General features: G+C 44.3%; 24 protein-coding genes. All 24 read left to right on the top strand.

The features are described from left to right. Nucleotides 1-83: 83 nt before the first annotated feature. The 24 genes from D0463_RS10650 (at nt 84) to murA (ending at nt 23,497) form a co-directional block, all read left to right on the top strand. Nucleotides 84-2,306: a S8 family serine peptidase gene (locus tag D0463_RS10650; RefSeq protein ID WP_301950641.1), complete on the top strand. Its 2,223-nt coding sequence runs from the start codon at nt 84-86 to the stop codon at nt 2,304-2,306. A 327-nt stretch (nt 2,307-2,633) separates the two neighbouring features. After that, complete coding sequence (locus D0463_RS10645) at nt 2,634-3,002, top strand: ATP synthase subunit I (RefSeq protein WP_117307389.1); 369 nt, start codon at nt 2,634-2,636, stop codon at nt 3,000-3,002. Nucleotides 3,003-3,024: 22 nt separating this feature from the next. Next, nucleotides 3,025-3,720 carry a F0F1 ATP synthase subunit A gene (atpB, locus tag D0463_RS10640; protein WP_117307388.1) on the top strand — a complete coding sequence of 232 codons (696 nt, stop codon included), beginning with the start codon at nt 3,025-3,027 and terminating at the stop codon, nt 3,718-3,720. A gap of 63 nt (nt 3,721-3,783) precedes the next feature. Beyond that, on the top strand, nt 3,784-3,996 hold the full coding sequence (gene atpE, locus D0463_RS10635; protein WP_117307387.1) for a F0F1 ATP synthase subunit C: 213 nt from the start codon (nt 3,784-3,786) through the stop codon (nt 3,994-3,996). Between the two features lie 164 nt (nt 3,997-4,160). Further along, on the top strand, nt 4,161-4,682 hold the full coding sequence (gene atpF, locus D0463_RS10630; RefSeq protein WP_117307386.1) for a F0F1 ATP synthase subunit B: 522 nt from the start codon (nt 4,161-4,163) through the stop codon (nt 4,680-4,682). Then, nucleotides 4,679-5,215 carry a F0F1 ATP synthase subunit delta gene (locus D0463_RS10625; protein WP_117307385.1) on the top strand — a complete coding sequence of 179 codons (537 nt, stop codon included), beginning with the start codon at nt 4,679-4,681 and terminating at the stop codon, nt 5,213-5,215. The genes atpF and D0463_RS10625 overlap by 4 nt, the downstream gene beginning before the upstream one ends. 25 nt (nt 5,216-5,240) lie before the next feature. Beyond that, nucleotides 5,241-6,749, top strand: a complete 1,509-nt coding sequence (atpA, locus tag D0463_RS10620) for a F0F1 ATP synthase subunit alpha (protein ID WP_117307384.1) — start codon at nt 5,241-5,243, stop codon at nt 6,747-6,749. Between the two features lie 35 nt (nt 6,750-6,784). Beyond that, a complete protein-coding gene (locus D0463_RS10615) occupies nt 6,785-7,642 on the top strand; it encodes a F0F1 ATP synthase subunit gamma (protein WP_117307383.1) in 858 nt (285 codons plus the stop codon). An 85-nt stretch (nt 7,643-7,727) separates the two neighbouring features. Beyond that, on the top strand, nt 7,728-9,125 hold the full coding sequence (gene atpD, locus D0463_RS10610) for a F0F1 ATP synthase subunit beta (RefSeq protein WP_117307382.1): 1,398 nt from the start codon (nt 7,728-7,730) through the stop codon (nt 9,123-9,125). Nucleotides 9,126-9,150: 25 nt separating this feature from the next. Next, on the top strand, nt 9,151-9,555 hold the full coding sequence (locus tag D0463_RS10605) for a F0F1 ATP synthase subunit epsilon (protein WP_117307381.1): 405 nt from the start codon (nt 9,151-9,153) through the stop codon (nt 9,553-9,555). A 208-nt stretch (nt 9,556-9,763) separates the two neighbouring features. Then, on the top strand, nt 9,764-10,138 hold the full coding sequence (locus D0463_RS10600; protein ID WP_117307380.1) for an NADH-quinone oxidoreductase subunit A: 375 nt from the start codon (nt 9,764-9,766) through the stop codon (nt 10,136-10,138). Beyond that, complete coding sequence (locus D0463_RS10595; RefSeq protein WP_117307379.1) at nt 10,129-10,641, top strand: NuoB/complex I 20 kDa subunit family protein; 513 nt, start codon at nt 10,129-10,131, stop codon at nt 10,639-10,641. The genes D0463_RS10600 and D0463_RS10595 overlap by 10 nt, the downstream gene beginning before the upstream one ends. A gap of 2 nt (nt 10,642-10,643) precedes the next feature. Further along, nucleotides 10,644-11,813, top strand: coding sequence for an NADH-quinone oxidoreductase subunit C (locus D0463_RS10590; protein WP_117307378.1), 1,170 nt, complete (start codon nt 10,644-10,646; stop codon nt 11,811-11,813). A gap of 3 nt (nt 11,814-11,816) precedes the next feature. Beyond that, a complete protein-coding gene (locus D0463_RS10585; protein ID WP_117307377.1) occupies nt 11,817-12,917 on the top strand; it encodes an NADH-quinone oxidoreductase subunit D in 1,101 nt (366 codons plus the stop codon). Beyond that, entirely contained in the window at nt 12,917-13,924 is a 1,008-nt protein-coding gene (gene nuoH / locus D0463_RS10580; RefSeq protein WP_117307376.1) for an NADH-quinone oxidoreductase subunit NuoH, read from the top strand. The genes D0463_RS10585 and nuoH overlap by 1 nt, the downstream gene beginning before the upstream one ends. 605 nt (nt 13,925-14,529) lie before the next feature. After that, the gene (gene nuoI, locus D0463_RS10575; RefSeq protein ID WP_117307410.1) at nt 14,530-14,949 is read left to right on the top strand and encodes an NADH-quinone oxidoreductase subunit NuoI; all 420 of its coding nucleotides are present in this window, start codon (nt 14,530-14,532) and stop codon (nt 14,947-14,949) included. Further along, nucleotides 14,946-15,467 carry an NADH-quinone oxidoreductase subunit J gene (locus D0463_RS10570; protein WP_117307375.1) on the top strand — a complete coding sequence of 174 codons (522 nt, stop codon included), beginning with the start codon at nt 14,946-14,948 and terminating at the stop codon, nt 15,465-15,467. The genes nuoI and D0463_RS10570 overlap by 4 nt, the downstream gene beginning before the upstream one ends. Next, nucleotides 15,464-15,778, top strand: a complete 315-nt coding sequence (gene nuoK, locus D0463_RS10565; RefSeq protein ID WP_117307374.1) for an NADH-quinone oxidoreductase subunit NuoK — start codon at nt 15,464-15,466, stop codon at nt 15,776-15,778. The genes D0463_RS10570 and nuoK overlap by 4 nt, the downstream gene beginning before the upstream one ends. Before the next feature lie 139 nt (nt 15,779-15,917). Then, on the top strand, nt 15,918-17,789 hold the full coding sequence (nuoL, locus tag D0463_RS10560) for an NADH-quinone oxidoreductase subunit L (RefSeq protein WP_117307373.1): 1,872 nt from the start codon (nt 15,918-15,920) through the stop codon (nt 17,787-17,789). Beyond that, on the top strand, nt 17,786-19,306 hold the full coding sequence (locus D0463_RS10555; protein WP_117307372.1) for an NADH-quinone oxidoreductase subunit M: 1,521 nt from the start codon (nt 17,786-17,788) through the stop codon (nt 19,304-19,306). Before nuoL ends, D0463_RS10555 begins: the two co-directional genes overlap by 4 nt. Nucleotides 19,307-19,312: 6 nt before the next feature. Beyond that, complete coding sequence (nuoN, locus tag D0463_RS10550; protein WP_117307371.1) at nt 19,313-20,833, top strand: NADH-quinone oxidoreductase subunit NuoN; 1,521 nt, start codon at nt 19,313-19,315, stop codon at nt 20,831-20,833. Between the two features lie 144 nt (nt 20,834-20,977). After that, nucleotides 20,978-21,220 carry a DUF1146 family protein gene (locus tag D0463_RS10545; protein WP_117307370.1) on the top strand — a complete coding sequence of 81 codons (243 nt, stop codon included), beginning with the start codon at nt 20,978-20,980 and terminating at the stop codon, nt 21,218-21,220. Nucleotides 21,221-21,410: 190 nt separating this feature from the next. Next, on the top strand, nt 21,411-22,160 hold the full coding sequence (locus D0463_RS10540) for a YwmB family TATA-box binding protein (RefSeq protein WP_117307369.1): 750 nt from the start codon (nt 21,411-21,413) through the stop codon (nt 22,158-22,160). 32 nt (nt 22,161-22,192) lie between these two features. Further along, a complete protein-coding gene (gene murA / locus D0463_RS10535; protein ID WP_117307368.1) occupies nt 22,193-23,497 on the top strand; it encodes a UDP-N-acetylglucosamine 1-carboxyvinyltransferase in 1,305 nt (434 codons plus the stop codon). Nucleotides 23,498-23,888: the final 391 nt, after the last annotated feature.

Here is a 23,888-nt window from a genome sequence, read left to right as displayed (position 1 = left end):
AATAGCACCACATTCCAAATAGCCTCCTTTTTTGCATAGCTTATTTCCGCGGTGAAACCCTATGTAAAAAAGGAGGCGTCATTGTGAAAAGAAAAATCATTTTTCTGTTATTGATATTGTTTTTACTCATCCCAATGTCCGCCCCGCTTGCGGCTGTCCGCATTCCTCCGCTGCCTAAGATAGATCCATCGAAAAAAACGACGGTCATAGTCGCGTTAAAGCGACCGGCAGACCGAGCCTCCATCCAAAACCTCGTGAAAAAGTATTCTTCATTAAAGATAGGTCACATTTATCAATACGCTTTATCCGGATTTTCAGTTACCGGGAAATCGGAAGAAATCGCGAAGCTCAAAAAAGAAAGCCAGATTAGCTATATATCACAGGTTTCCTATTATCATGCAGACATAGAAGAAAGTGTCCCTTTTATTGGTGCGAACAAGATCCGTCATTTATTTGATGAAAAGCATCAGCGAATTACAGGAAAAGGAGTCAAGGTTGGCGTGATCGATACGGGTATGGACTATGAACACCCGGACCTGCGGAGATCCTACCATTTTGGGCGTGATCTTGTTGACGGGGATGACGATCCAATGGAAACAAAGAATCGCGGTGGATTATCTACTGTTCACGGAACGCATGTCGCGGGAATCATTGCGGCAAATGGCAAAATGAAAGGAGTTGCGCCGGAAGCGGAGATTTTTGCTTATCGTGCTCTCGGTCCGGGTGGTGTTGGCAACACAGAGCAAGTTCTCGCTGCGATAGATGCAGCGATCAAAGATAGAGTGGATGTCCTGAATCTCTCATTGGGCAATAATATCAACGGACCTGACCTTCCAATTTCTCAAGCGTTGAATAAAGCGGTCGATCATGGGATCGTTGCTGTCACATCAAATGGAAATTCAGGCCCTGACGTCTGGACGGTTGGGTCACCGGGAACAGCTGAGAAAGCGATATCGGTAGGTGCTTCGACTCCACCGCTTGAAGTTCCATATCTCGTCACAGGCTTAGGCGGGCAGAAACAGAATATCCGCTTGCTTCCGCTTCAAGGCTCGAAAAAATGGGACCTCGTCTTTTCGTCTTCTATCATTTACGGGGGTCTAGGATATAGCAAGGAATTGCGTAAAGCCAAAGACAAAGTGGTTTTACTTAAACGCGGAACAATCACTTTTTTAGATAAGGTAAGAAACGCAGAAAGAGCCGGGGCAAAGGCAGTCATTATTTACAATAATACAAAAGGTGAATTCACCGGATCCATTGAAGAAAAAACTGCCATGCGGGCGGTAACGATCAATGAAAAAGAAGGAGAAACATTAAAAAAACAAATTCTTACGAAGAAAGATTATGTTGTACGATTTATATATAAGAAGGAAGTAGATAAATTAGCTGATTTTAGTTCAAGAGGACCGGTTACGGTCAGTTGGGGAATAAAGCCGGATATCTTAGCGCCCGGAGTAGCGATTAAAAGCACGATTCCTTCTGGATATTTGTCCTTGCAAGGGACAAGCATGGCCGCCCCGCACGTTGCCGGTGCCTGCGCGCTTATTTTGCAGGCTCACCCTGACTGGACGCCGGAACAGGTTAAATCCGCATTGATGTCTACTTCCAAACCATTGCAAAAAGCCGACCGGGAATTATACCGCACCTTTGAACAGGGAGCGGGACGATTGCAGATTGAACAGGCTGTGAAAGCAGATTCCTTGCTCGTTCCAAGCTCATTATCCTTTGGCATGTATGAAAAAAAGGGGGGCATTGATAAACATGGAGAAAAAGTAATAGTGAAAAATGACGGCAAAACAATCAAGCATTACTCATTTAACATGCCAAAAAGCGAGTATGGTGTTACCTGGGATCTCCCTTCTGCATTTACAATTAAGCCGGGAGAGAAAAAACAAATCGCGGTCGGCCTCCAAGTCAATCCAAAAGAAATGAAAAAAAACATCTATGATGGCTATCTTACCCTGATGGAAGGAACCAATCACATCAGTCTGCCATTTTTATATGTGAAAGAAGAGCCGGATTATCCGCGGGTTATGGGCTTTGATTTTGGTGCAGGCGATCAGGAGGGGACGTATCGTTATGAAATGTATTTACCTAGAGGGGCGGAGGAATATGGAATTGCTTTATACGAAATGGAGACCCTCCAATTTGCCGGATTCATGGATTGGGGAAGGAATAAGGAGGGTGGAATGATTAAAAAAGAAATTCCCCGGGATAAACTCCCGTCAAAAGGAATATACAAAGCGGTCATTTATGCGAAGAAATCTGGAAAAGAAGACAGAATCGACACAAGCATTCTAATTGAGTAGAACGAGTATATACGAATTAGCTGGCTTGTCAATTACTTATCGGAAATTAAATGTGAACATTTCGTTAACGATTTCGAAGTTGTGACAAATTTCACTATGGATTCGTTGACATTAATATAAGCCTATTGTATGCTAACAAAGGATATAAATGAGAAGGTTTTCATTTTTCCATCTATACATAGTGGAAATATTTATATCCTCCTACTAATCAACCGCAAGGAACCAAAAGTCTAGTCATCAAATTGTCCTCTTTTGGACTTTTTGCAGATATTTATGCAATTCTCCGCACTGTTCAACAATATATTTCTCGGGAGACTCATTCAAAATATGCCAGAAATGCAGCTAATGTTTAACAGGCATCTTAAATATCTACTTTATCTCCTGGCGATTTGCGTCCTCGGATGGGGATTCACTGATTTCCGGACTATTTTTGCGGGATTAGCACTTGGCGTGGCTTTCAGCTTTTTTAATTTATGGCTGATCATGCGGAGAATGTACGCATTTAATGCAGCTATTAGCTCTGGGGGGAAGTTCAGGTCATTAGGGACGATGTCCAGGATGGCGTCTGCCGCCCTTGCTGCGATTATTGCGCTCGCATATCCCCAACAATTCAATTTAATCAGTGTGGTGTTGGGATTAATGACAGCTTATATTGTCATTGCTATAGATTTTCTCATACAGTTAAAACGTCGATAGTGGGGAAGAGAGGTGAATATCGTTGAATCATTTATCACCAACAACTGAATTTATGGGGTTAACCTTTAACCTGAGTAATATTTTAATGATTACTGTCGCAACCGCGGTTGTGTTTTTAATCGCTGTCCTTAGTACCCGAAAGCTTGCGATGGAACCGACGGGCATGCAGAATTTTATGGAATGGGTCATGGATTTTGTTAAAAACATGATAAGTAGTTCGATGGATTGGAAAACGGGTGGACGCTTCCAATTACTAGGCATGACCTTGCTCATGTATCTATTCGTGTCGAATATGCTGGGACTTCCATTTGCGGTTGTATACGATCATTATCTATGGTGGAAATCGCCGACAGCCGATCCGGTTGTAACATTAACTCTCGCAGTTATGGTTATAGCTTTAACGCACTTTTACGGAATCCAAATGAAAGGCTTCAAGGGTTATCTCAAAGCCTATAAAAACCCAATGACATTAATCGAGGAGTTTTCAAATACACTGACTCTCGGTTTGCGTTTATACGGTAACATTTACGCTGGTGAAGTTCTGCTTGGTTTATTGGCGGGAACATTGGCTGCAAGTGGTTTCCTTGGATTGATAGGGGCAATCATCCCTACAATCGTCTGGATGGGATACAGTATTTTCGTAGGGGCCATCCAATCGTTCATTTTCGTTACGTTAACAATGGTTTACCTGGCTCACAAAGTCAGTTCCGACCATTAATATAAGTTCATTATGAACTAAAATAATAAAAAAAATGCAAACAACTTAAGGAGGATATTTATAATGGGTCTTATAGCAGCAGCAATCGCAATTGGTTTAGCAGCACTAGGTGCAGGTATTGGTAATGGTCTTATCGTTTCTAGAACAGTAGAAGGTATCGCTCGCCAGCCTGAAGCTCGCGGCATGCTTCAAACAACAATGTTCATCGGGGTAGGTCTAGTAGAGGCGATGCCTATTATCGCGGTAGTTATCGCGTTCATGGTAGTAGGTCAATAATAGAACTTTTCACAATTCAAAAATGGCGAAGTGCGTTCCATGTGAACCTTCGCCATTCCTTTATGTCCATAACTCACAGTATTTCCTATACAGTGTTTAATAAACGTTCGTTATAAGAAAAATTTTACTCGGCGTATTAATAACTTCTGAAGGGAGTGAATCGCGTGTTAACAAATGGTTTAGTATTGGGGGCATCAGCAGGCGGCTTTAATGGTGGGGATATTTTATTCCAGCTTGCCATGTTCCTCGTTTTGTTAGCGTTACTTAAGAAATATGCATGGGGTCCGTTAATGGGCATCATGACACAACGTGAAGAACACGTTGCAGAAGAAATAAAGGCGGCGGAAGCGAGCAGAGCGGAAGCGAGCAGGCATTTAGAAGAACAGCGTGAATTGCTAAAACAATCGCGTGTAGAAGCTGGACAGCTTATCGAAAACGCAAAAAAACAAGGCGAAGTGCAGCGTGAGGATATTATCACAGCGGCACGTTCTGAAGCTGATCGTTTGAAAGAATCGGCGAAACGTGAAATCGTGCAGGAAAAGGAAAAAGCGGTTGCGGCATTACGCGAGCAGGTTGCTTCCCTATCCGTATTGATTGCTTCCAAAGTTATTGAAAGAGAACTTTCAGAAGCCGATCAGGAAAAATTGATCAATGAGTACATCCAAGAGGCAGGAGAAGAGCGATGAGTGATACTTCAGTAGCGAAGCGTTATGCCGTAGCTCTCTTCGAAATAGCCAAAGAGCAAAATCTCCTAGATTCAATAGAGGAAGAGCTCCGGACAGTTAAAGAAGTATTTTCAACAAGCAACGAACTTGAGACCTTCCTGCAGCATCCGAAAGTTTCTGCTGAAGCAAAGAGGCAGTTGATTGATGAAGCGTTCGCAAATCTATCAAGCCAGGTGAAGAATACACTGTTGTTGATGACGGACCGCCATCGCACAGATGTGATTTCACAGATGGCCCTTGAATTTATTGAGCTTGCTAATGAAGAAAAGTCGGTGGCAGAAGCGCTTGTTTATTCTGTGCGCCCGTTAACCAACAGTGAACGGGAAGCCGTTTCTTCTGCATTTGCAGCTAAAGTGGGAAAACGAACATTACGAATTGAAAATATTGTAGACCGCAGTGTTCTGGGCGGAATTAAGCTGCGCATCGGCAACCGCATTTTTGACGGAAGCGTAAGCGGTAAGCTTGAACGTCTTGAAAGAGGACTGTTAGGTTAACATTCATTAGATAGGGGTGAAATTCATGAGCATCAAAGCTGAAGAAATTAGTGCACTGATTAAAAAACAGATTGAAAATTATCAGTCGGAAATTCAAGTAAGCGACGTCGGTACTGTAATCGTTGTGGGTGATGGTATCGCACGCGTTCATGGTTTAGATAATGTCATGGCTGGAGAACTCGTCGAATTCTCAAATGGCAGCATGGGTATGGCACAAAACCTTGAAGAAAATAACGTTGGTATCGTTATTCTTGGACCTTACAGCGAAATTCGAGAAGGCAGCGAGGTTCGCCGTACCGGACGCATCATGGAAGTACCGGTAGGTGAAGAATTAGTCGGACGTGTAGTAAATCCGCTTGGACAACCGGTAGACGGTCTTGGGCCAATCAACACTACGAAAACTCGTCCAATCGAAAGCCCGGCAACTGGGGTTATGGACCGTAAATCTGTTCATGAGCCATTGCAAACAGGTATTAAAGCGATCGATGCACTTGTGCCAATCGGACGCGGACAACGTGAATTAATCATCGGAGACCGCCAAACGGGTAAAACCTCTGTTGCAATCGATACAATCTTAAACCAGGCAGACCAAAACATGATCTGTATATATGTTGCGATCGGCCAAAAAGAATCCACGGTTCGCGGAACTGTTGAAACTCTTCGTAAGCATGGTGCCCTTGACTACACAATCGTGGTAACAGCATCTGCATCCCAACCGGCTCCGCTTCTTTATCTGGCTCCTTATGCCGGTGTTTCTATGGCTGAAGAATTCATGTTCAACGGAAAGCATGTTCTGATTGTTTATGATGATCTTTCTAAGCAGGCCTCTGCATACCGTGAACTTTCGCTGTTACTTCGCCGTCCGCCAGGCCGTGAAGCTTTCCCAGGGGATGTATTCTACTTGCACTCCCGCTTATTGGAACGCGCGGCTAAGCTGAACGATACTCATGGAGCAGGCTCGATTACCGCTCTTCCATTCGTTGAAACGCAAGCAGGGGATATCTCCGCTTATATTCCAACAAACGTTATCTCCATCACAGATGGACAAATTTTCTTACAGTCCGACTTGTTCTTCTCGGGTGTGCGTCCTGCGATCAACGCTGGTCTTTCCGTATCACGTGTTGGTGGTTCTGCGCAAATCAAGGCGATGAAGAAGGTTGCAGGTACACTGCGTCTCGACCTTGCTGCTTTCCGTGAATTGGAAGCTTTCTCTCAGTTCGGATCTGATCTTGATAAAGCTACACAAGCCAAACTTAACCGCGGTGCGCGTACCGTTGAAGTGCTAAAGCAGGATTTAAACAAGCCGATTAAGGTAGAAAAGCAAGTTATGATTCTTTTTGCTTTAACACGCGGTCACTTAGATGATATTCCTGTTGTGGATATCCGCCGTTTTGAAGATGATTTTTATAGCTATCTAGACCATAACCACCAGCAAGTATTAGACCACATCCGTACAACAGGCGAGCTGCCGAAAGAGGATGAAATTGTTGCCGCAATTAGCGAGTTTAAAAAGACTTTCGCTATTTCTGAGTAATCGGTCTAAAAATTGTAAAAAGGTGGTGAAAATGAATGGCATCATTACGTGATATAAAAAGTCGTATAAATTCGACGAAAAAAACAAGCCAGATTACGAAAGCGATGCAGATGGTCTCTGCCTCTAAATGGAGCCGTGCCGAATCAAACGCGAAAGCATTTGTCCCGTACATGGAAAAAATCCAGGAAGTTGTAGCAAGTATCGCGAGCGGCAGCAGTGGATCCTCGCATGCAATGCTGGTATCCCGTCCAGTTAAAAAGACCGGCTACCTGGTCATCACGTCGGACCGGGGCTTGGCAGGAGCTTATAACAGCAGTATCCTGCGCCATGTCTTCCAAACGATAAAGAATCGTCATAATTCACCGGATGAGTATGCAATCATTGCAATCGGCAGAGTAGGCCGTGATTTCTTTGTAAGCCGCAATATGAATGTAGAGCTTGAAATCGTTGGGATTTCTGACCAGCCTTCTTTCGCTGATATCAGTGAACTCGCAAAGTCTGCAGTCGGTTTGTTCTCTGAAGGTGTTTATGATGAACTATACATGTACTATAACCATTATGTCAGCGCCATTCAGCAGGATGTTACCGAGAAGAAGCTTCTTCCGTTAACGGATATCGAGGCTTCCGGGGGATTGACTTCGTATGAATTTGAGCCATCGGCAGAAGAGATTTTAGAAATCCTACTTCCTCAATATGCGGAAAGTTTGATTTATGGCGCATTATTGGATGGCAAAGCAAGTGAGCATGCCGCTCGTATGACGGCAATGAAAAATGCAACGGATAACGCGGCAGATTTGATCGACAGCCTATCATTGGTATACAACCGTGCCCGTCAGGCTGCAATTACACAGGAAATCACTGAGATTGTTGGCGGCGCAGCTGCATTGGAATAGAATAAAACACGTATTAGGGCTGTGGGGGCAAAGTACTAGTGGCCTCCGAATGCCGGTTTGATAAGTAATGTTAGGAGGGAACAAGATGAATAAAGGACGCATTACCCAAGTTATGGGTCCGGTTGTTGACGTTAAATTCGAGAGCGGTCAGCTTCCTCAAATCTACAATGCTTTAAAAGTGGAAGATACAGCGTCTGGCACTGGTTTAACACTTGAAGTAGCCCTTCATTTAGGGGACGATACAGTCCGTACAGTTGCGATGTCATCCACTGATGGGTTAACTCGTGGTGCGAATGTTATCGACAGTGGTGCACCAATCTCGGTACCAGTAGGTGATGTTACGCTCGGTCGTGTATTCAACGTACTTGGTGAAAATATCGACCTGGATACACCGGTTGCTGCCGATAGTCGCAGAGATCCTATCCACAGACAGGCGCCAACCTTTGAACAACTTTCTACAGAAGTGGAAATTTTAGAAACGGGTATCAAGGTAGTTGATCTTCTTGCGCCATACATTAAAGGTGGAAAGATCGGTCTATTCGGTGGAGCGGGTGTTGGTAAAACGGTTTTAATCCAGGAACTTATTAATAACATCGCACAAGAGCATGGCGGTATTTCTGTATTTGCCGGCGTCGGGGAACGTACTCGTGAAGGAAATGACCTTTTCCATGAGATGACTGATTCAGGCGTTATCAAGAAAACAGCGATGGTATTCGGACAAATGAATGAGCCGCCAGGCGCACGTATGCGTGTTGCCTTGACAGGTCTGACAATGGCCGAATATTTCCGTGATGACCAAGGACAGGACGTTTTGTTCTTTATCGATAACATCTTCCGTTTCACACAAGCGGGTTCTGAGGTTTCCGCCCTACTCGGCCGTATGCCATCAGCCGTAGGTTACCAGCCTACCCTTGCTACTGAAATGGGACAATTACAAGAACGTATTACATCTACAAATGTAGGTTCTGTAACATCGATTCAAGCGATTTACGTTCCTGCGGATGACTATACAGATCCGGCTCCGGCTACAACTTTCGCTCACTTGGATGCGACAACAAACCTTGAGCGTAAGCTTTCCGAGATGGGGATCTACCCGGCGGTTGACCCGCTTGCTTCAACTTCACGCGCTCTTTCTCCTGAAATTGTCGGTGAAGAGCATTACGAAGTGGCCCGTCAAGTACAGCAGACACTGCAGCGCTACAAAGAGCTTCAAGATATCATTGCAATCCTTGGTATGGATGAGCTTGGTGACGACGATAAGCTTATTGTTGGTCGCGCCCGCCGTATTCAATTCTTCTTATCGCAGAACTTCCATGTAGCTGAGCAATTCACTGGGCAAAAAGGTTCTTATGTACCGGTAAAAGAGACAGTTAAAGGCTTCAAGGAAATTCTCGATGGTAAGTATGATAATCTTCCTGAAGATGCATTCCGTCTTGTCGGAAGAATCGAAGAAGTCATTGAAAACGCAAAGCAAATGGCTTAATGAAGGGACCAAGGAGGGTATTTAAATGAAGACGGTAAAAGTCAGTGTTGTTACTCCCGATGGCCCAGTATATGATGCTGAAGTCGAAATGATTAGTACAAAAGCGCAAAGCGGGGAGCTCGGTATTTTACCAGGCCATGTCCCGTTGGTTGCTCCATTGCAAATCGGTGCTGTTCGTTTGAAAAATGGGAACCAGACTGAATATATTGCAGTGAACGGCGGTTTTCTTGAAGTACGACCGGATGTCGTTACGATTCTAGCCCAATCAGCTGAGAGAGCGGAAAACATCGATGTCGCGCGTGCCAAGGCCGCCCAAACCCGCGCTGAAAAAAATTTACAGGATAAACAGGACAATATTGATACAAAGAGAGCGGAGCTTGCATTAAAGCGCGCCCTCAACCGCATTACAATTGCGGAGCGAAATTTTTAACAAAAAGCACTATCCATGATGATAAATCATATGGATAGTGCTTTTTTTCTTGCATACTATTATAGTATAAAGAAAGGCAGAATTTCCAAACAATGCCTACACAATATAAAGTCATAGTGATATAATGTATACGTTTACATAGCTTATAAAACCAGTGATGTAATGATGGGGATCTTATAGTTTCGGAATGGAATGAGGGAGGATGGGCATGGAAGGATTACATATTTATCAGAATAATTACCTGATAGTTTTTGTGTTTCTATGTTTAGGCGTGTTATTACCTGTAGTAGCTCTTTTTATAGGTAAGCTGCTTCGGCCGTATAAACCAACGGAAGCGAAGTATACCACTTATGAAAGTGGAATTGAGCCTTTCCATGATTCCAGGGTTCAGTTCAACGTACGTTACTATATTTTCGGACTGATGTTTGTCATTTTTGATGTGGAAACCGTGTTTTTATATCCATGGGCAGTGGCTTATGAGAAGCTTGGGATTTTCGCGCTCGTCGAGATGTTGATTTTCGTATTCATGCTTGCCATTGGACTTGTCTATGCATGGAAGAAGAAGGTGCTAAAATGGAACTGAAATTAGATGGAATGACAGCTGAGGAAATGGAAGAATTGCGCAGCAGCGTTTTTTTAACCACCCTTGAACAAGTGAAGGCCTGGGCCCGAAGTAATTCACTATGGCCCATGACGTTTGGACTGGCTTGTTGTGCGATTGAAATGATGGGCGTTGGTTCGTCTCATTACGACTTGGATCGTTTTGGCTCATTTTTTAGGACTTCTCCCAGACAATCTGATGTCATGATTGTATCGGGAACCGTTACGAAAAAGATGGCACCAATCTTACGGCGTTTATACGATCAAATGCCCGAGCCCAAATGGGTCATCGCAATGGGGTCATGCGCAACTGCGGGAGGCCCGTACATAAAATCATATGCGGTTGTAAAAGGCGTGGACCAAATTGTTCCTGTGGATGTATACATACCGGGTTGTCCGCCAAACCCGGCCGCGCTCATTTATGGAATAAATAAATTGAGAGAGAAGATTCGCCATGAAGCAAAAACCGGGAAGCAGGTGATGTAGACATGGGCGATGAAAAAAGCCTCGAACAATTAAAGAAGGAAGCCGCAGCCGCTGCAAAGGCTGCCGCACTCGCAAGGAAACAAGCGAAGGAACAAAGTGCAGAAGCAGAGGCAGAGCCAGCAGGAGAGGAAGATCTGGCGAAGAAAAAAGCAGCCGCGGCAGCCGCCGCAAAAGCAGCCGCACTCGCAAGGAAACAAGCGAAGGAACAAAGTGCAGAAGCAGAGGCAGAGCCAGCAGGAGAAGAAGATTTGGCGAAGAAAAAAGCCGCAGCCGCCGCAGCCGCAAAAGCAGCCGCACTCGCAAGGAAACAAGCGAAGGAACAAAGTGCAGAAGCAGAGGCAGAGCTAGCAGGAGAAGAAGATTTGGCGAAGAAAAAAGTCGCAGCCGCCGCCGCCGCAAAGGCAGCCGCACTTGCAAGGAAACAAGCGAAGGAACAAAGTGTAGAAGCAGAGGCAGAGCCAGCAGGAGAAGAAGATTTGGCGAAGAAAAAAGCCGTCGCTGTAGCAAAGGCAAAGGCTGCGGCACTTGCAAAAATGAAAGCGAAGGAAACAGAGGGAGAAGCCACAGATGGTGGAGACCTTGAAAAGAAAAAAGCAATCGCCGCCGCAAAAGCGAAAGCCGCAGCCGCCGCGAGAGCAAAAGCAGCTTTGTCAGGCAATCTGGAAGAAGAATCCACAGCAGAAGTAAAACCATCACCCAATCAGCCCCTTCTTGATAAATATGTAAATGTGATCGAAAATCATCTAGGAAAAGAAGTCCTTGAAGAATCCTATATTAATAAACTTTCAAAAGATGTTCCCACCCTGGTTGCCAAGCCGGATACATATAGTAAAATAGCTGAGTTTTTGAAATATAATGAACAGCTGGCCTTTAATTATCTGTCAGAAATTCATGGCACTGACTTCGAAACACATATGGAAATTTACGTTCATCTCTATTCATTTAACAAGCGGCAGGCCGTGGCTTTAAAAGTGAAGGTTGACCGGAATAAGCCGGAAGTTCCATCCCTTGTGCGATTGTGGGAAGGTGCCAATTGGCCTGAATGCGAGGCATATGATCTTCTTGGCATCAATTTTACAGGCCATCCAGATTTAAAGAGAATCATGCTCGGGGAAGATTGGATTGGACATCCGCTTCGAAAAGATTACGAGCCGTATGATGTGGAGGTGTAGCATATGATTCGGACGGAAGAAATGCTTCTTAATGTAGGTCCGCAGCACCCCAGTACACATGGCGTTTTTCGGCTAGTGATCAAAATTGACGGCGAAATCATCAAGGAAGCCACGCCAGTAATTGGTTATCTGCATCGGGGTACGGAGAAATTGGCTGAGAATCTTCAATATACACAAATCATTCCATATACAGACCGAATGGATTATTTAGCTGCCATGACCAACAATTATGTCTTATGTCATGCGGTGGAAACGATGATGGATATTGAAATCCCGGATCGTGCTGAATACTTGAGGGTCATATCAATGGAATTAGGCCGCGTTGCTTCACACCTCGTATGGTGGGGAACTTATCTGCTTGATCTCGGAGCCACGAGCCCATTCCTTTATGCTTTTAGGGAACGTGAAATGATAATCAATATGTTGAATGAATTGTCCGGGGCAAGACTCACCTTCAACTATATGCGTGTTGGCGGCGTTAAATGGGATGCTCCGGAGGGCTGGATTGAAAAGGTGCGCGATTTCGTTCCTTATATGAGAGAGCAGTTGGAAGGGTACCATCAGCTCGTTACCGGGAATGAAATTTTTATGAACCGTGTAAAAGGCATCGGAGCTTACACGAAGGAAGATGCGATTAATTATTCATTGAGCGGAGCGAATTTAAGATGTACAGGTGTTAAGTGGGATTTACGTAAAAATGAGCCATACTCGATTTACGACCGTTTTGATTTCGATATCCCGGTCCGGGAGGATGGAGATGCCTGGGCGCGCTATCATTGCCGCCTTGAGGAGATTGAGGAGTCACTGAAAATCCTCGAGCAAGCCGCCCGGCAATTTCCATCCGAGGGCGCGATTCTTGCCAAGGTTCCGAAAATCATTAAAGCGCCAAAAGGAGAGGCATTTGTAAGAATCGAATCTCCGCGGGGTGAAATTGGCTGCTATATAGCAAGTGAAGGAAAGAAGGAACCTTATCGGTTGAAATTTAGAAGACCATCCTTCTACAATCTGCAGATCCTGCCAAAGCTGCTGAAGGGTGAAAATATGGCCAATCTTATAGCGATTTTAGGGGCGATTGATATTGTTCTTGGGGAGGTAGATGGCTGATGATCCAAGAATTGCTCCAATCCTCTCCTGGTCTCTTGAATTTCGGAATCTTTTTTCTTCTAGCAGTGATATTCCTTTTCGTAGTTTTGGGATTTGTAACCTTTGGCATTCTTTCCGAACGAAAGGTAATGGGCTTTATGCAAATGAGGATCGGGCCTAATCAGGTTGGCGGCAGGTGGGGCCTGCTGCAAACGGTAGCGGATGTCTTGAAGCTGTTAATCAAGGAAGATACAATTCCAAAGGCCGCTGACAAACCGCTCTACATCATTGCGCCCATCATTGCCTTTGCACCGGCATTCATGGTGCTTGCGACATTGCCATTTACTGACAGGCTTCAATTTGCCGATCTTGGCGTAGGGCTGCTTTATTATATCGCAGTTTCCGGTTTAACTACCGTTGGCATGGTAACCGCGGGTTGGGCATCGAATAATAAGTATTCACTGATCGGGGGAATGCGTGCTGCGGCACAAATGATCTCTTATGAAATTCCGCTGGTCATGTCTGTCATCGGCATTATCTTGTTAACGGGAAGCTTGAACCTGAATGAAATCGTTGCCGCACAGGAAAACATCTGGTATATCGTCCTGCAGCCGGTTGCCTTTATTGTTTTTCTAATTGCCTCGGTCGCTGAGTTGAACAGAGTGCCCTTTGACCTTCCTGAAGCGGAATCTGAGCTGGTTGCGGGTTATCATGTCGAATACTCAGGATTTCGCTGGGCGATGTTCATGCTTTCGGAATATGTGTATATGTTTGCAATGGCAGCGCTGACTACCATATTATTCTTAGGTGGATGGAATCCGTTTCCGTTTTTAGGATTCATTCCAGGCGCGGTCTGGTTCGCGCTTAAATTCAGTCTCGTAATCTATCTGCTCATCTGGATTCGGGTTACTTTCCCGCGTGTCCGGGCTGATCAGCTGATGGAATTCGGCTGGAAGGTGCTGCTGCCGGTCGCGTTAGCGAATATATTCGTCACGGCAATATTAAAGGAGATATTCAGCACGATATGATCAACAAACCTAGCATCCCGGCAGCATAGATACAGTGAAGGCATCGAAAATAGGTCCGGCAACAAAAACAGAATTCGCGCAACAAAAGTCCCTGCATCCGCAACAAAACGAAAAAAACAGCAACAAAAGTGGAAAAGTCCGCAACAAAAAAAGGGCGTTGCAACAAAAATAGAATTCGCGCAACAAAAGTCCCTGCATCCGCAACAAAACGAAAAAAACAGCAACAAAAGTGGAAAAATCCGCAAGAAAAAGAGGGCGTTGCAACAAAAATAGAATTCGCGCAACAAAAGTCCCTGCATCCGCAACAAAACGAAAAAACAGCAACAAAAGTGGAGATGTCCGCAACAAAAAAAGGGCTTTGCAACAAAAACAGAATTCGCGCAACAAAAGTCCCTGCATCCACAACAAAACGAAAAAAACAGCAACAAAAGTGGAAAAGTCCGCAAGAAAAAGAGGGCTTTGTAACAAAAATAGAATTCGCGCAACAAAAGTCCCTGCATCCGCAACAAAACGAAAAAAACAGCAACAAAAGTGGAAAAGTCCGCAACAAAACTGGTCCTGCCAATATGGGCATTGCCGCTTACACGAAAGCAAGGGGTGATAAAATGCTAGGTTTAATGAAGGGGTTAGGGTATACAATGAAAAACCTGACCCGGAAAAAAGTAACCTATGATTATCCGAACAAGCCGCTTCCGCTTCCGGACAGGTTTCGTGGAATCCAAAAGTTTTATCCTGAGAAATGTATTGTCTGTAACCAATGTGTGAATATTTGCCCGACCGATTGCATTCAGTTAACGGGCCACAAACATCCTGATCCTGCAAAGAAGGGTAAGATCATTGATACCTATGATATTAATTTCGAGATTTGCATATTATGTGACCTGTGTACGGAAGTGTGCCCCACTGAGGCCATTGTAATGACGAATAACTTCGAGCTTGCTGAATATAGCCGGGATGAGCTGTTTAAAAATCTGGAGTGGCTTGATGAAAATGACGAAAATATTCGGAAGGAGAATAAAGTATGAGCCTGTCAGGTGAGTTTTTAGCCTTTATCTCTCTCTCACTTGTAGCCATTATCTGCGGTGTACTTCTATTGAATCTGACAAAGGTTGTCCATATGGTCGTGGCGCTCACTTTCACATTTGTCAGTATTGCCGGCATCTATATACTGCTTTCGGCCGAATTTGTCGCTGTTGTCCAGATTATGATTTATGCAGGGGCGATTACGGTCATCATGCTGTATGGAATCATGCTTACCCGCCATAATGATGCAGAGGCACCGAAGGTAAGCATTTGGAAGAGACTAATGGTTATTCTTGCTACCTTAGGATTTGGATTTGCCGTGTATATGGGCATTTATAATCTGGATATACCCAAGAAGCAGACTTCCCTCCATGAATCAAACACGGAACAAATCGGAATCGAGCTATACTCTAAGTACGTCATTCCGTTTGAGGTAACGTCCGTGCTATTATTGGTAGCTCTTGTGGGGGCTATCATCCTGGCGAAAAAGGATGATGAAGAGGAGGGAGATCAGTCATGACTTTTGTACCTTTATCGGCTTACCTTGTATTGGCGCTCGTTTTGTTTTGCATCGGGCTATATGGAGTTTTGACAAAACGAAATGTCATCATCGTTTTGATTTGCATCGAGCTAATGTTGAATGCAGCGAATATCAACCTGGTTGCTTTCAGTAAGTACGGAGTTACGCCATCGATAACCGGCCAGATTTTCTCATTATTTACGATTACGATCGCTGCGGTGGAAGCAGCAGTCGGGCTGGCCATCCTGATGGCGCTATACCGCAACCGCAAGACGGTTAATATTGATGAAATGGATTCCATGAAGCACTAATATTTGGACTTGCCCAGGATGGACTGGCGTCGACGTTCCTTTAACGGGTCAGAACGACGAAGACATAACGATGTGGCGGTTTTAGTCGTCTTCCTTATTTGCAAGACGCTTACGCTTTTTTAAAAAGGGGATTGATACGATGATGGAGATTGCGTGGCTTATACCGCTTTTCCCGCTTGTCTCATTTCTGTTCCTTCTTCTATTCGGTAAACGTTTAAAAGAAGCAGGCAGTTCATACGTAGGAATGTTGTTCACCTTTGCTTCTTTCGTATGGTCCGTGCTCGTGTTATTTGAACGCTTTCAGGCACCGACTTATAAAGCCGAGGCCGGCTGGCTCGCAATAGGGGATGTACAATTAACGGCGGGAATGGAGATTAACCAGTTAAATGCTTTAATGTTAGTAATCGTATCGTTAGTCAGTTTTTTGGTACATATGTATTCAAAAGGATATATGCATGGCGATGAGCGGTTCCCGGTATTTTATGCGTATCTTGGATTCTTTACATTCGCGATGCTCGGGCTTGTTATGGCTCCTAATCTGCTGCAGCTTTACTTTTTCTGGGAACTTGTAGGAGCAGGCTCATTCTTATTAATTGGTTTTTATTTTAAGAAAGAGGAGGCCAAAAAAGCGGCCATAAAAGCTTTTATTATGACAAGAATCGGGGATGTCGGTTTATTGATCGGTATCATTCTCTTATTCTGGCAGGTCGGCAGCTTCGAATATGATGTAATCTTCCAGGCTGTTCAGGCAGGGGAGATTTCAGCGGAAATGATTACGTTAACCGCGATCTTGATTTTTGTCGGGGCCGTCGGAAAGTCTGGACAATTCCCGCTTCATTCATGGCTTCCTGACGCGATGGAAGGACCGACGCCTGTTTCGGCGTTAATTCACGCCGCGACAATGGTTGCTGCAGGTGTATATTTAGTTGCCGCGATGTTCCCGCTGTTCTCGGCGAGTGAAACGGCGATGATGGTAGTCGCGGTCACGGGAGGCTTCACCGCTATCTTTGCGGCAAGCATCGGACTGGTCCAGAAAGATATTAAGCAAGTGCTCGCGTATTCAACGGTTTCCCAGCTTGGTTATATGATGCTGGCCCTCGGTTCTGCTGGTTATGTAGCGGGCGTGTTTCACCTTATGACGCATGCTTTTTTTAAAGCATTGTTGTTTTTGGCGGCAGGAAGTGTCATCCATGCTGTCCATACGCAGAATATCGAACAGATGGGAGGACTCTGGAAAAAGCTCAAAATCACCGGACCACTGTTTCTGATTGGAGCATTGGCTATCTCTGGGGTACCTTTATTTTCAGGTTTTTTCAGTAAGGATGAAATTCTTGTTTCGGCCTGGGTGCACGGAAACCATGGGCTGTTCTGGATTGCCTTGTTCGCTGCTTTTCTTACTGCATTTTATATGTTCCGTTTATTTTTCATGGTTTTTACAGGAGAAGCCAACACTTCACAAACGAGGGTACACGAATCTCCAAGAGTGATGACACTGCCAATGATTGTACTCGGTGTTCTTGCCATCATCAGCGGTTATGTGAATACTCCGTGGTTCGGCACATTTCTTGGCGATTGGCTGACAGAGGGAAATGAGTATTTGCCTAAATCGCATAGTGACGCACCGGGCTGGATCATGATTGCCGCAACTCTCGTTTCACTGGGCGGGGTTTTGCTCGCTTATCTTATCTATGGGAAGCGCTTGATTTCAAGGGATTGGCTGGGCGGGGAAAATTCGACTGCCTATATAACGTTAACTAATAAATACTTTGTTGATGAAATGTATCAGTTTTCATTTGTGGCACTGACTAGGTGGATTGCCCTTTTCTTATCATATGTTGATAGATTCATAGTCGGAGGCTTTGTGTATGCTGTCACCGGAACGGTTCAAAGCCTCGGCAGGATTGGCTCAAGGCTTCAGAACGGGCAGGTTCAGGTATACGGAATGATTGCTTTCTTCGGATTAGCGGTTCTGCTGGTGATCTTTGCGCTCACAGGGGGGTATTTCGGATGAACTTAAATCTACTGACACTTTTAGTTTTCTCCCCCATATTAGGAATGCTGCTCATGCTCATTGTTCCGAAGACTGACGAAAGAAACCTTAAATTGCTTGGGTTTTTAGGTACATTGCCGCCCTTGTTGATTTCGCTGTACCTCTATTTTCAGTACGCTACAGGAACAGAGCTTTCAAGGTTCTCGATCAAAGCAGACTGGTTTAGGTTCGGCAACTTAAAAAATTATGATCCCAATCTGTTTGCGGTAGATTACGAGCTCGCCGTCGACGGGTTTTCATTAATCATGGTCATCCTGACCTCAACGCTTGCAACGCTTGCGGCCATTGCTTCGATACATATCAAAAAGGAATGGAAGGGATATTTCACGCTGTTCCTCCTGCTCGAGATTGGAATGCTCGGCGTTTTTACGGCGCAAAATCTGATTCTTTTCTTCATCTTCTTTGAAATCACCTTGATTCCGATGTTCTTTTTAATCGGAAAGTGGGGATATCTGGAAAAGGAAAAAGCAGCCTTCAGTTTTTTGATGTATAACGGGCTCGGTTCAGCGATCCTGCTGATTGTAATTATGGTGTTATTTGCGCGGACGGGTACTGTGAATATTGAAGCGTTGCAGCATATTATGACTGTAGGCGGAGTTCCGCTGTTTGCGCCGATTTCTGAACCGATGAAGTATGCGCTACTGTTTGGCTTACTCGTGGCATTCGGTATCAAGCTTCCTATTTTCCCGCTGCATACATGGATGCTTAAGGTGCATGTTCAGGCTCCGCCTGCGATTGTTATGCTTCATGCGGGGGTGTTGTTGAAAATCGGTGCCTTCGGTTTAATCCGTTTTGGGATGGGGATCTTTCCAGTTGAATTCCGGGAAATTGCGTTATTCGTCGCGATTCTTGGCGTTATTAATTTTCTCTATGGAGCTTTTCTGGCACTAATCCAGACAGACTTCAAAATGGTACTCGCTTATTCATCCATTTCCCATATGGGCATTGTCCTCCTTGGGGTGGGGGCCATGAATGAAGCAGGCATCCAGGGAGCCATATTCCAGGTCGTGTCACATGGATTAATTGCCGCATTGTTATTCTTTCTTGTCGGTGTCATGCATGAACGGGTTGGAACATCAACAATCAGTGATTTAGGCGGACTGGCAAAAAATATGCCGATCACATCCGGATTTCTTCTCGCTGGTGCGATGGCTTCACTTGGTTTGCCGGGCATGTCCGGGTTTGTCAGCGAATTTATGGCCTTCCTCGGTTTGTTTGAGCAAGAACCGGTCCTTGCGGCAATTGGAGCAATCGGCATTATCTTAACAGCTGTTTATTTGCTGAGAGCAGTGCTGGGCATAACGTTCGGTTCTCTCAAACATACGGCAGCCGAAGGAATTTACGATATTAGAAAAATTGAATGGGTGCCTGCGTTGGTTTTGCTTGCTTTAAGTATAGCGATAGGCGTTTATCCGACAATTTTGAGTTCGCCCTTGCAGGAAGCATTGAAAAACATAATGGTAGGATTAGGGGGGTGATGCGGGATGGATATGGAAACAATGCTTTCTTATGATTGGGGAGCGATGGCACCTGAGTTTATCATCCTGGGCACAGCTGTCCTGCTCGCGCTTCTGGACCTGTTCGCCCCGAAGCAATTCAACCGGCGTTCGCTCGCCTGGTTTGGTCTAACAGGAATCATGCTCGCTTTTGTCAGCCTGCTCAGTTTAATGAATCAAGAAACGGTAAGTATCCTTTATGACACCTTTAAGCTAGATTCATTCGCGATTGCTTTTAAACTGATTTTACTGGCAGGTGCCGCGCTGGTCATCTTACTTGCCCATAGCTATAAACCGCCCGAAGGCATTGGTGAGTACCGCGGTGAATTTTATTATTTATTCCTTTCAGCCCTGCTCGGTTCGATGATCATGTCTTCGAGCGGTGACTTAATTACTTTGTTTGTCGGGCTTGAATTGCTGTCGATTTCTTCTTACATATTGGCGGGTATGAGAAAAAAGAACCTTCAATCGAATGAATCGGCCATGAAATACGTCATTAATGGAGGTATTTCTACAGCAGTCACTTTATTCGGGATGAGCTATCTCTACGGTTTGACAGGCACGACGAATTTAAGAGAAATGGCTGAAGGAATGGTAGGGAACTTTGACAGCCAGTTTCAATACCTATTCGGTCTCGCCTTTTTCATGATTCTTGTCGGCCTTTCCTTCAAAATAGCTTCGGCCCCATTTCATATGTGGGCACCGGATGTTTATCAGGGTGCACCGACACCGGTCACAGCATTTCTGAGTGTCATCTCGAAAACAGCTGGGTTTGTAATCATATACCGCATTTTGATTTATCTGTACATCACCGCGCCTGGTGATAGTTCAGGAGCATTTACCTTCCTTGAAAAGAATCTGGTTTATGTGGCATTCCTGGCTAGTGCGACGATGATTATCGGGAATGTAATCGCGCTGCGGTCTCGGAATATAAAACGCCTTTTTGCTTATTCAAGCATTGCACAGGCGGGCTATGTGCTCGTAGCTGTGGCCACCCTGGGCGGGGGAACCTTTTTATTCGATACGGTTTGGTTTTATTTACTGGCGTATATGCTGATGAATTTGGGAGCGTTCGCGATCATCCAGCTGCTCACCGATAAATCGGAATCAGAGGATATTTCAGAGTTTGCCGGCCTTTATAAACGTTCGCCGGTGCTGGCCGTGCTGATGGGGATCTTTATTCTTTCGCTCGCGGGGATTCCGGGAACAGCCGGGTTTATCGGAAAGCTGAACATTATCCTTGGTTCCTTTGCGGTCGAACCCAGTCATTACGTTTTAGCTTCCATCATGATGGGGGCGACTGTCATATCTTATTTCTATTATTTTGGTATCTTGACGCAGATTTTTTTCCGGCAGCCCCATACGAATGAAAAAATGAGAATGCCGGCGGGAATTTCGATTGTCCTGACCGTTTGTGCGCTAGGCACCGTGGTTTTCGGAGTTGCTCCGAGCCTGCCGCTTGATTTCCTTCACAGCAATTTTGATGATTTCTCGAATTTCTTTCAATAGCTATTAAACGATGAGAGGGGCTTTTAGAGCTCCTTTTTTTATGGAACAAACCAACAAAAGTAAAATTTTTTCCAATTTTTCATTCAATTTGTTGCCCGGTATGTGATACAATAGAATTTGAGTTGTTTTTAAGGAGGTCGCTTTATGTTTTCAGCCATGGGCCAACAGGCACTGATCGGGATTGTGGCACATTTATTTTTTATTGCCGTCACCTGGTGGGCTTTACAAGCCTTACAGTTTGATAAATTGTTAAGGTCCAATTCAGTTGTGAAAGCACGAGTGTTATATATTCTTCTCACCGTTGCAATTGGATCAGCTGTCAGCAATTTCTTCCTGGATTATCTCTCTTGGTCGGGACAGCTTCCCTATTTGTTTAATCAAGAATAAGGAGCTATTTATTTTTTTGCTAGATTTATTGTGAAGTTTGTAACGAACAAATTAATAGGTTTGGTGTTATCCGTCTTGTTTCATTTTATTTTGTCATTCGAGAATGGCATCCTGTCGATTGCTGACGATAAACTTGAAGTATGCATCCCTGCTATCTGGAAAAAATAGAAGATAGGAGAGGGTGGTATAGATGAAAAACAAAATGAAGAAGTTTTTGCCATACATAGTATTTATTGGTTTCATAGGTTTTATGTTTGGGAATAGTACAATTGTGGCAAAGAACAAAACGGATATCATTACAATGACTGAACGGTTGCAGCATGATAGAAACGTAGAAATAGAAGAATGGACTGTTTATGCAAGAGAAAAAAACACCGACATACGAAGTGAGACAGATTTCAACAAAGCAATAGAAAAACTGAGCAAGGCTTTTCCGCATTTTAAATGGGAAGTTGATAAAAACAAAGGTGAATGGAAGGCGCAAGCTGAATATAAGAATTCCGGAACTGGATTGACAGAGTCGATTAAGCTGATGGCGACCGACAATAAAACCGAACCGGTTTCGTATATCATATATGAAGTAAAGGGTCAGTCTTGGGAAGATCGGCATGCCCTTTTCTTCGGGAAAACTTTTCAAAATAGGTTAACCGACATATTTCGAGAAAATCCTACAATTTTCTCTTGTATTAAAGGCGTAATCAATGATAATATTGAAAAGGTTTTACGTAATGAAATTGGAAGATTATTAGAATTATTCCAAGCGCGGGAAATTGAAAGCATAAAGGAAGATCGTTTCATTTCCGTATCCGCGCAGACATCTATGTTTGAACAAACGCTAACTAATGAAGAATTGAACTTGCAACTGGCTTTAAGGACAGACGGATTGGGCGGTAAGACTACCTTTGTAGTTGGCACACCAATCGTCACATTTGAATATTAATATAGAGAAAATGGACGCGGAGGGGAATACTTTTGGAAAAAATCATCGTCCGCGGCGGAAAAAGGCTAAGCGGGACAGTTAAAGTCGAAGGCGCAAAAAACGCCGTTTTGCCGGTTATCGCTGCAACATTATTAGCAAGTGATGGAAAAAGCATCATTAAAGACGTACCAACGCTCTCCGATGTATATACAATCAATGAAGTTTTGCGTAACCTCAACACCGAGGTTGCATTTCACGATAATACAGTTACTGTAGATGCATCAAAAGAGCTATTCGATGAAGCACCGTTTGAATATGTTCGAAAAATGCGTGCTTCTGTATTGGTTATGGGGTCCCTACTAGCAAGAAACGGCCGGGCACGCGTAGCTTTGCCTGGAGGATGTGCAATTGGTTCTCGTCCGCTTGACCAGCACTTAAAAGGCTTTGAAGCTATGGGTGCAACCGTTAAAGTCGGAAACGGCTTTCTCGAAGCAGAAGTGGATGGTAGGTTAAAAGGCGCAAGAGTGTACCTTGATTTCCCAAGTGTTGGTGCAACTGAGAACATTATGATGGCAGCATCCCTTGCAGAGGGAACGACTATCCTTGAAAATGTAGCAAAAGAACCTGAAATTGTAGACCTTGCGAACTTCCTTAATAAAATGGGGGCAAAAGTGAAGGGTGCAGGAACAGGGACACTTAAAATTGAAGGCGTAAAAAAATTGTACGGTGCTGAGCACTCGATTATTCCTGATCGTATCGAGGCAGGAACTTTCATGACAGCTGCGGCGATTACAGGCGGAAACGTCCTTGTAAAAGGCGCGGTTCCTGAACACTTATCTTCTTTGATTGCAAAAATGGAAGAAATGGGTGTTTCGATTACGGAAGAAGAAGATGGTTTGCGTGTGATTGGACCGGAAAAATTGAAGGCAGTGGACATCAAAACGATGCCTCACCCTGGCTTCCCTACCGATATGCAATCCCAGATGATGGCATTATCGTTACGTGCGGAAGGAACAAGCATGATCACGGAAACGGTTTTTGAAAATCGTTTCATGCATGTGGAAGAATTCCGTCGCATGAATGCGGACATCAAGATTGAAGGCCGTTCGGTCATTACGAACGGACCGACTAAATTACAAGGGGCCGAAGTGGCGGCGACGGATTTACGTGCTGCCGCAGCATTAATCCTAACCGGATTGGTAGCTGACGGTATTACACGTGTTACCGAATTGAAGCATCTTGACAGAGGCTATGTGAATTTCCACGGAAAACTGGCCGCTCTTGGCGCAGATGTGGAACGCATCAACGAAGAATCTATCGTAGAAAACGAAACAATTGTAGCAGACTTAAACGCATAAGATATACAATAAAACCGATTCCCTTTAGTATAAGTGGGAATCGGTTTTTTCTATTTCTAAAGAGTATGGAGGATGTACGTTTCGTTTGAAAGGGCGGTATATTCTCTGCATATGATGGAAGGTTTCTTCTGTAATTGTCATTTAATTTAAAAAAGCAATTTTCAAGGGTCTAGAAAGAGAGTATTTTCATGGTTATGAGCGATTATTTGAATATATGAGCGATTTCTGGAATATATGAGCGGTTGCTGAGATAAATGAGCGATGACCGGAATATATGAGCGGTTGCTAAGATAAATGAGCGATGACCGGAAATATGAACGATGCCGGGATATATTCGCTAAAATGGTGGCAGTTTTCTTCTCAAAAGATTATTTGAACTAAAAAATCCATT

It is taken from the genome of Bacillus sp. V59.32b (genome assembly GCF_003429085.1).
Classification (GTDB): Bacteria; Bacillota; Bacilli; order Bacillales; family DSM-1321; genus Peribacillus.
The sequence above is the reverse complement of the archived record's forward strand: the minus strand, read 5'-3'. Positions and strand labels throughout refer to the sequence as shown.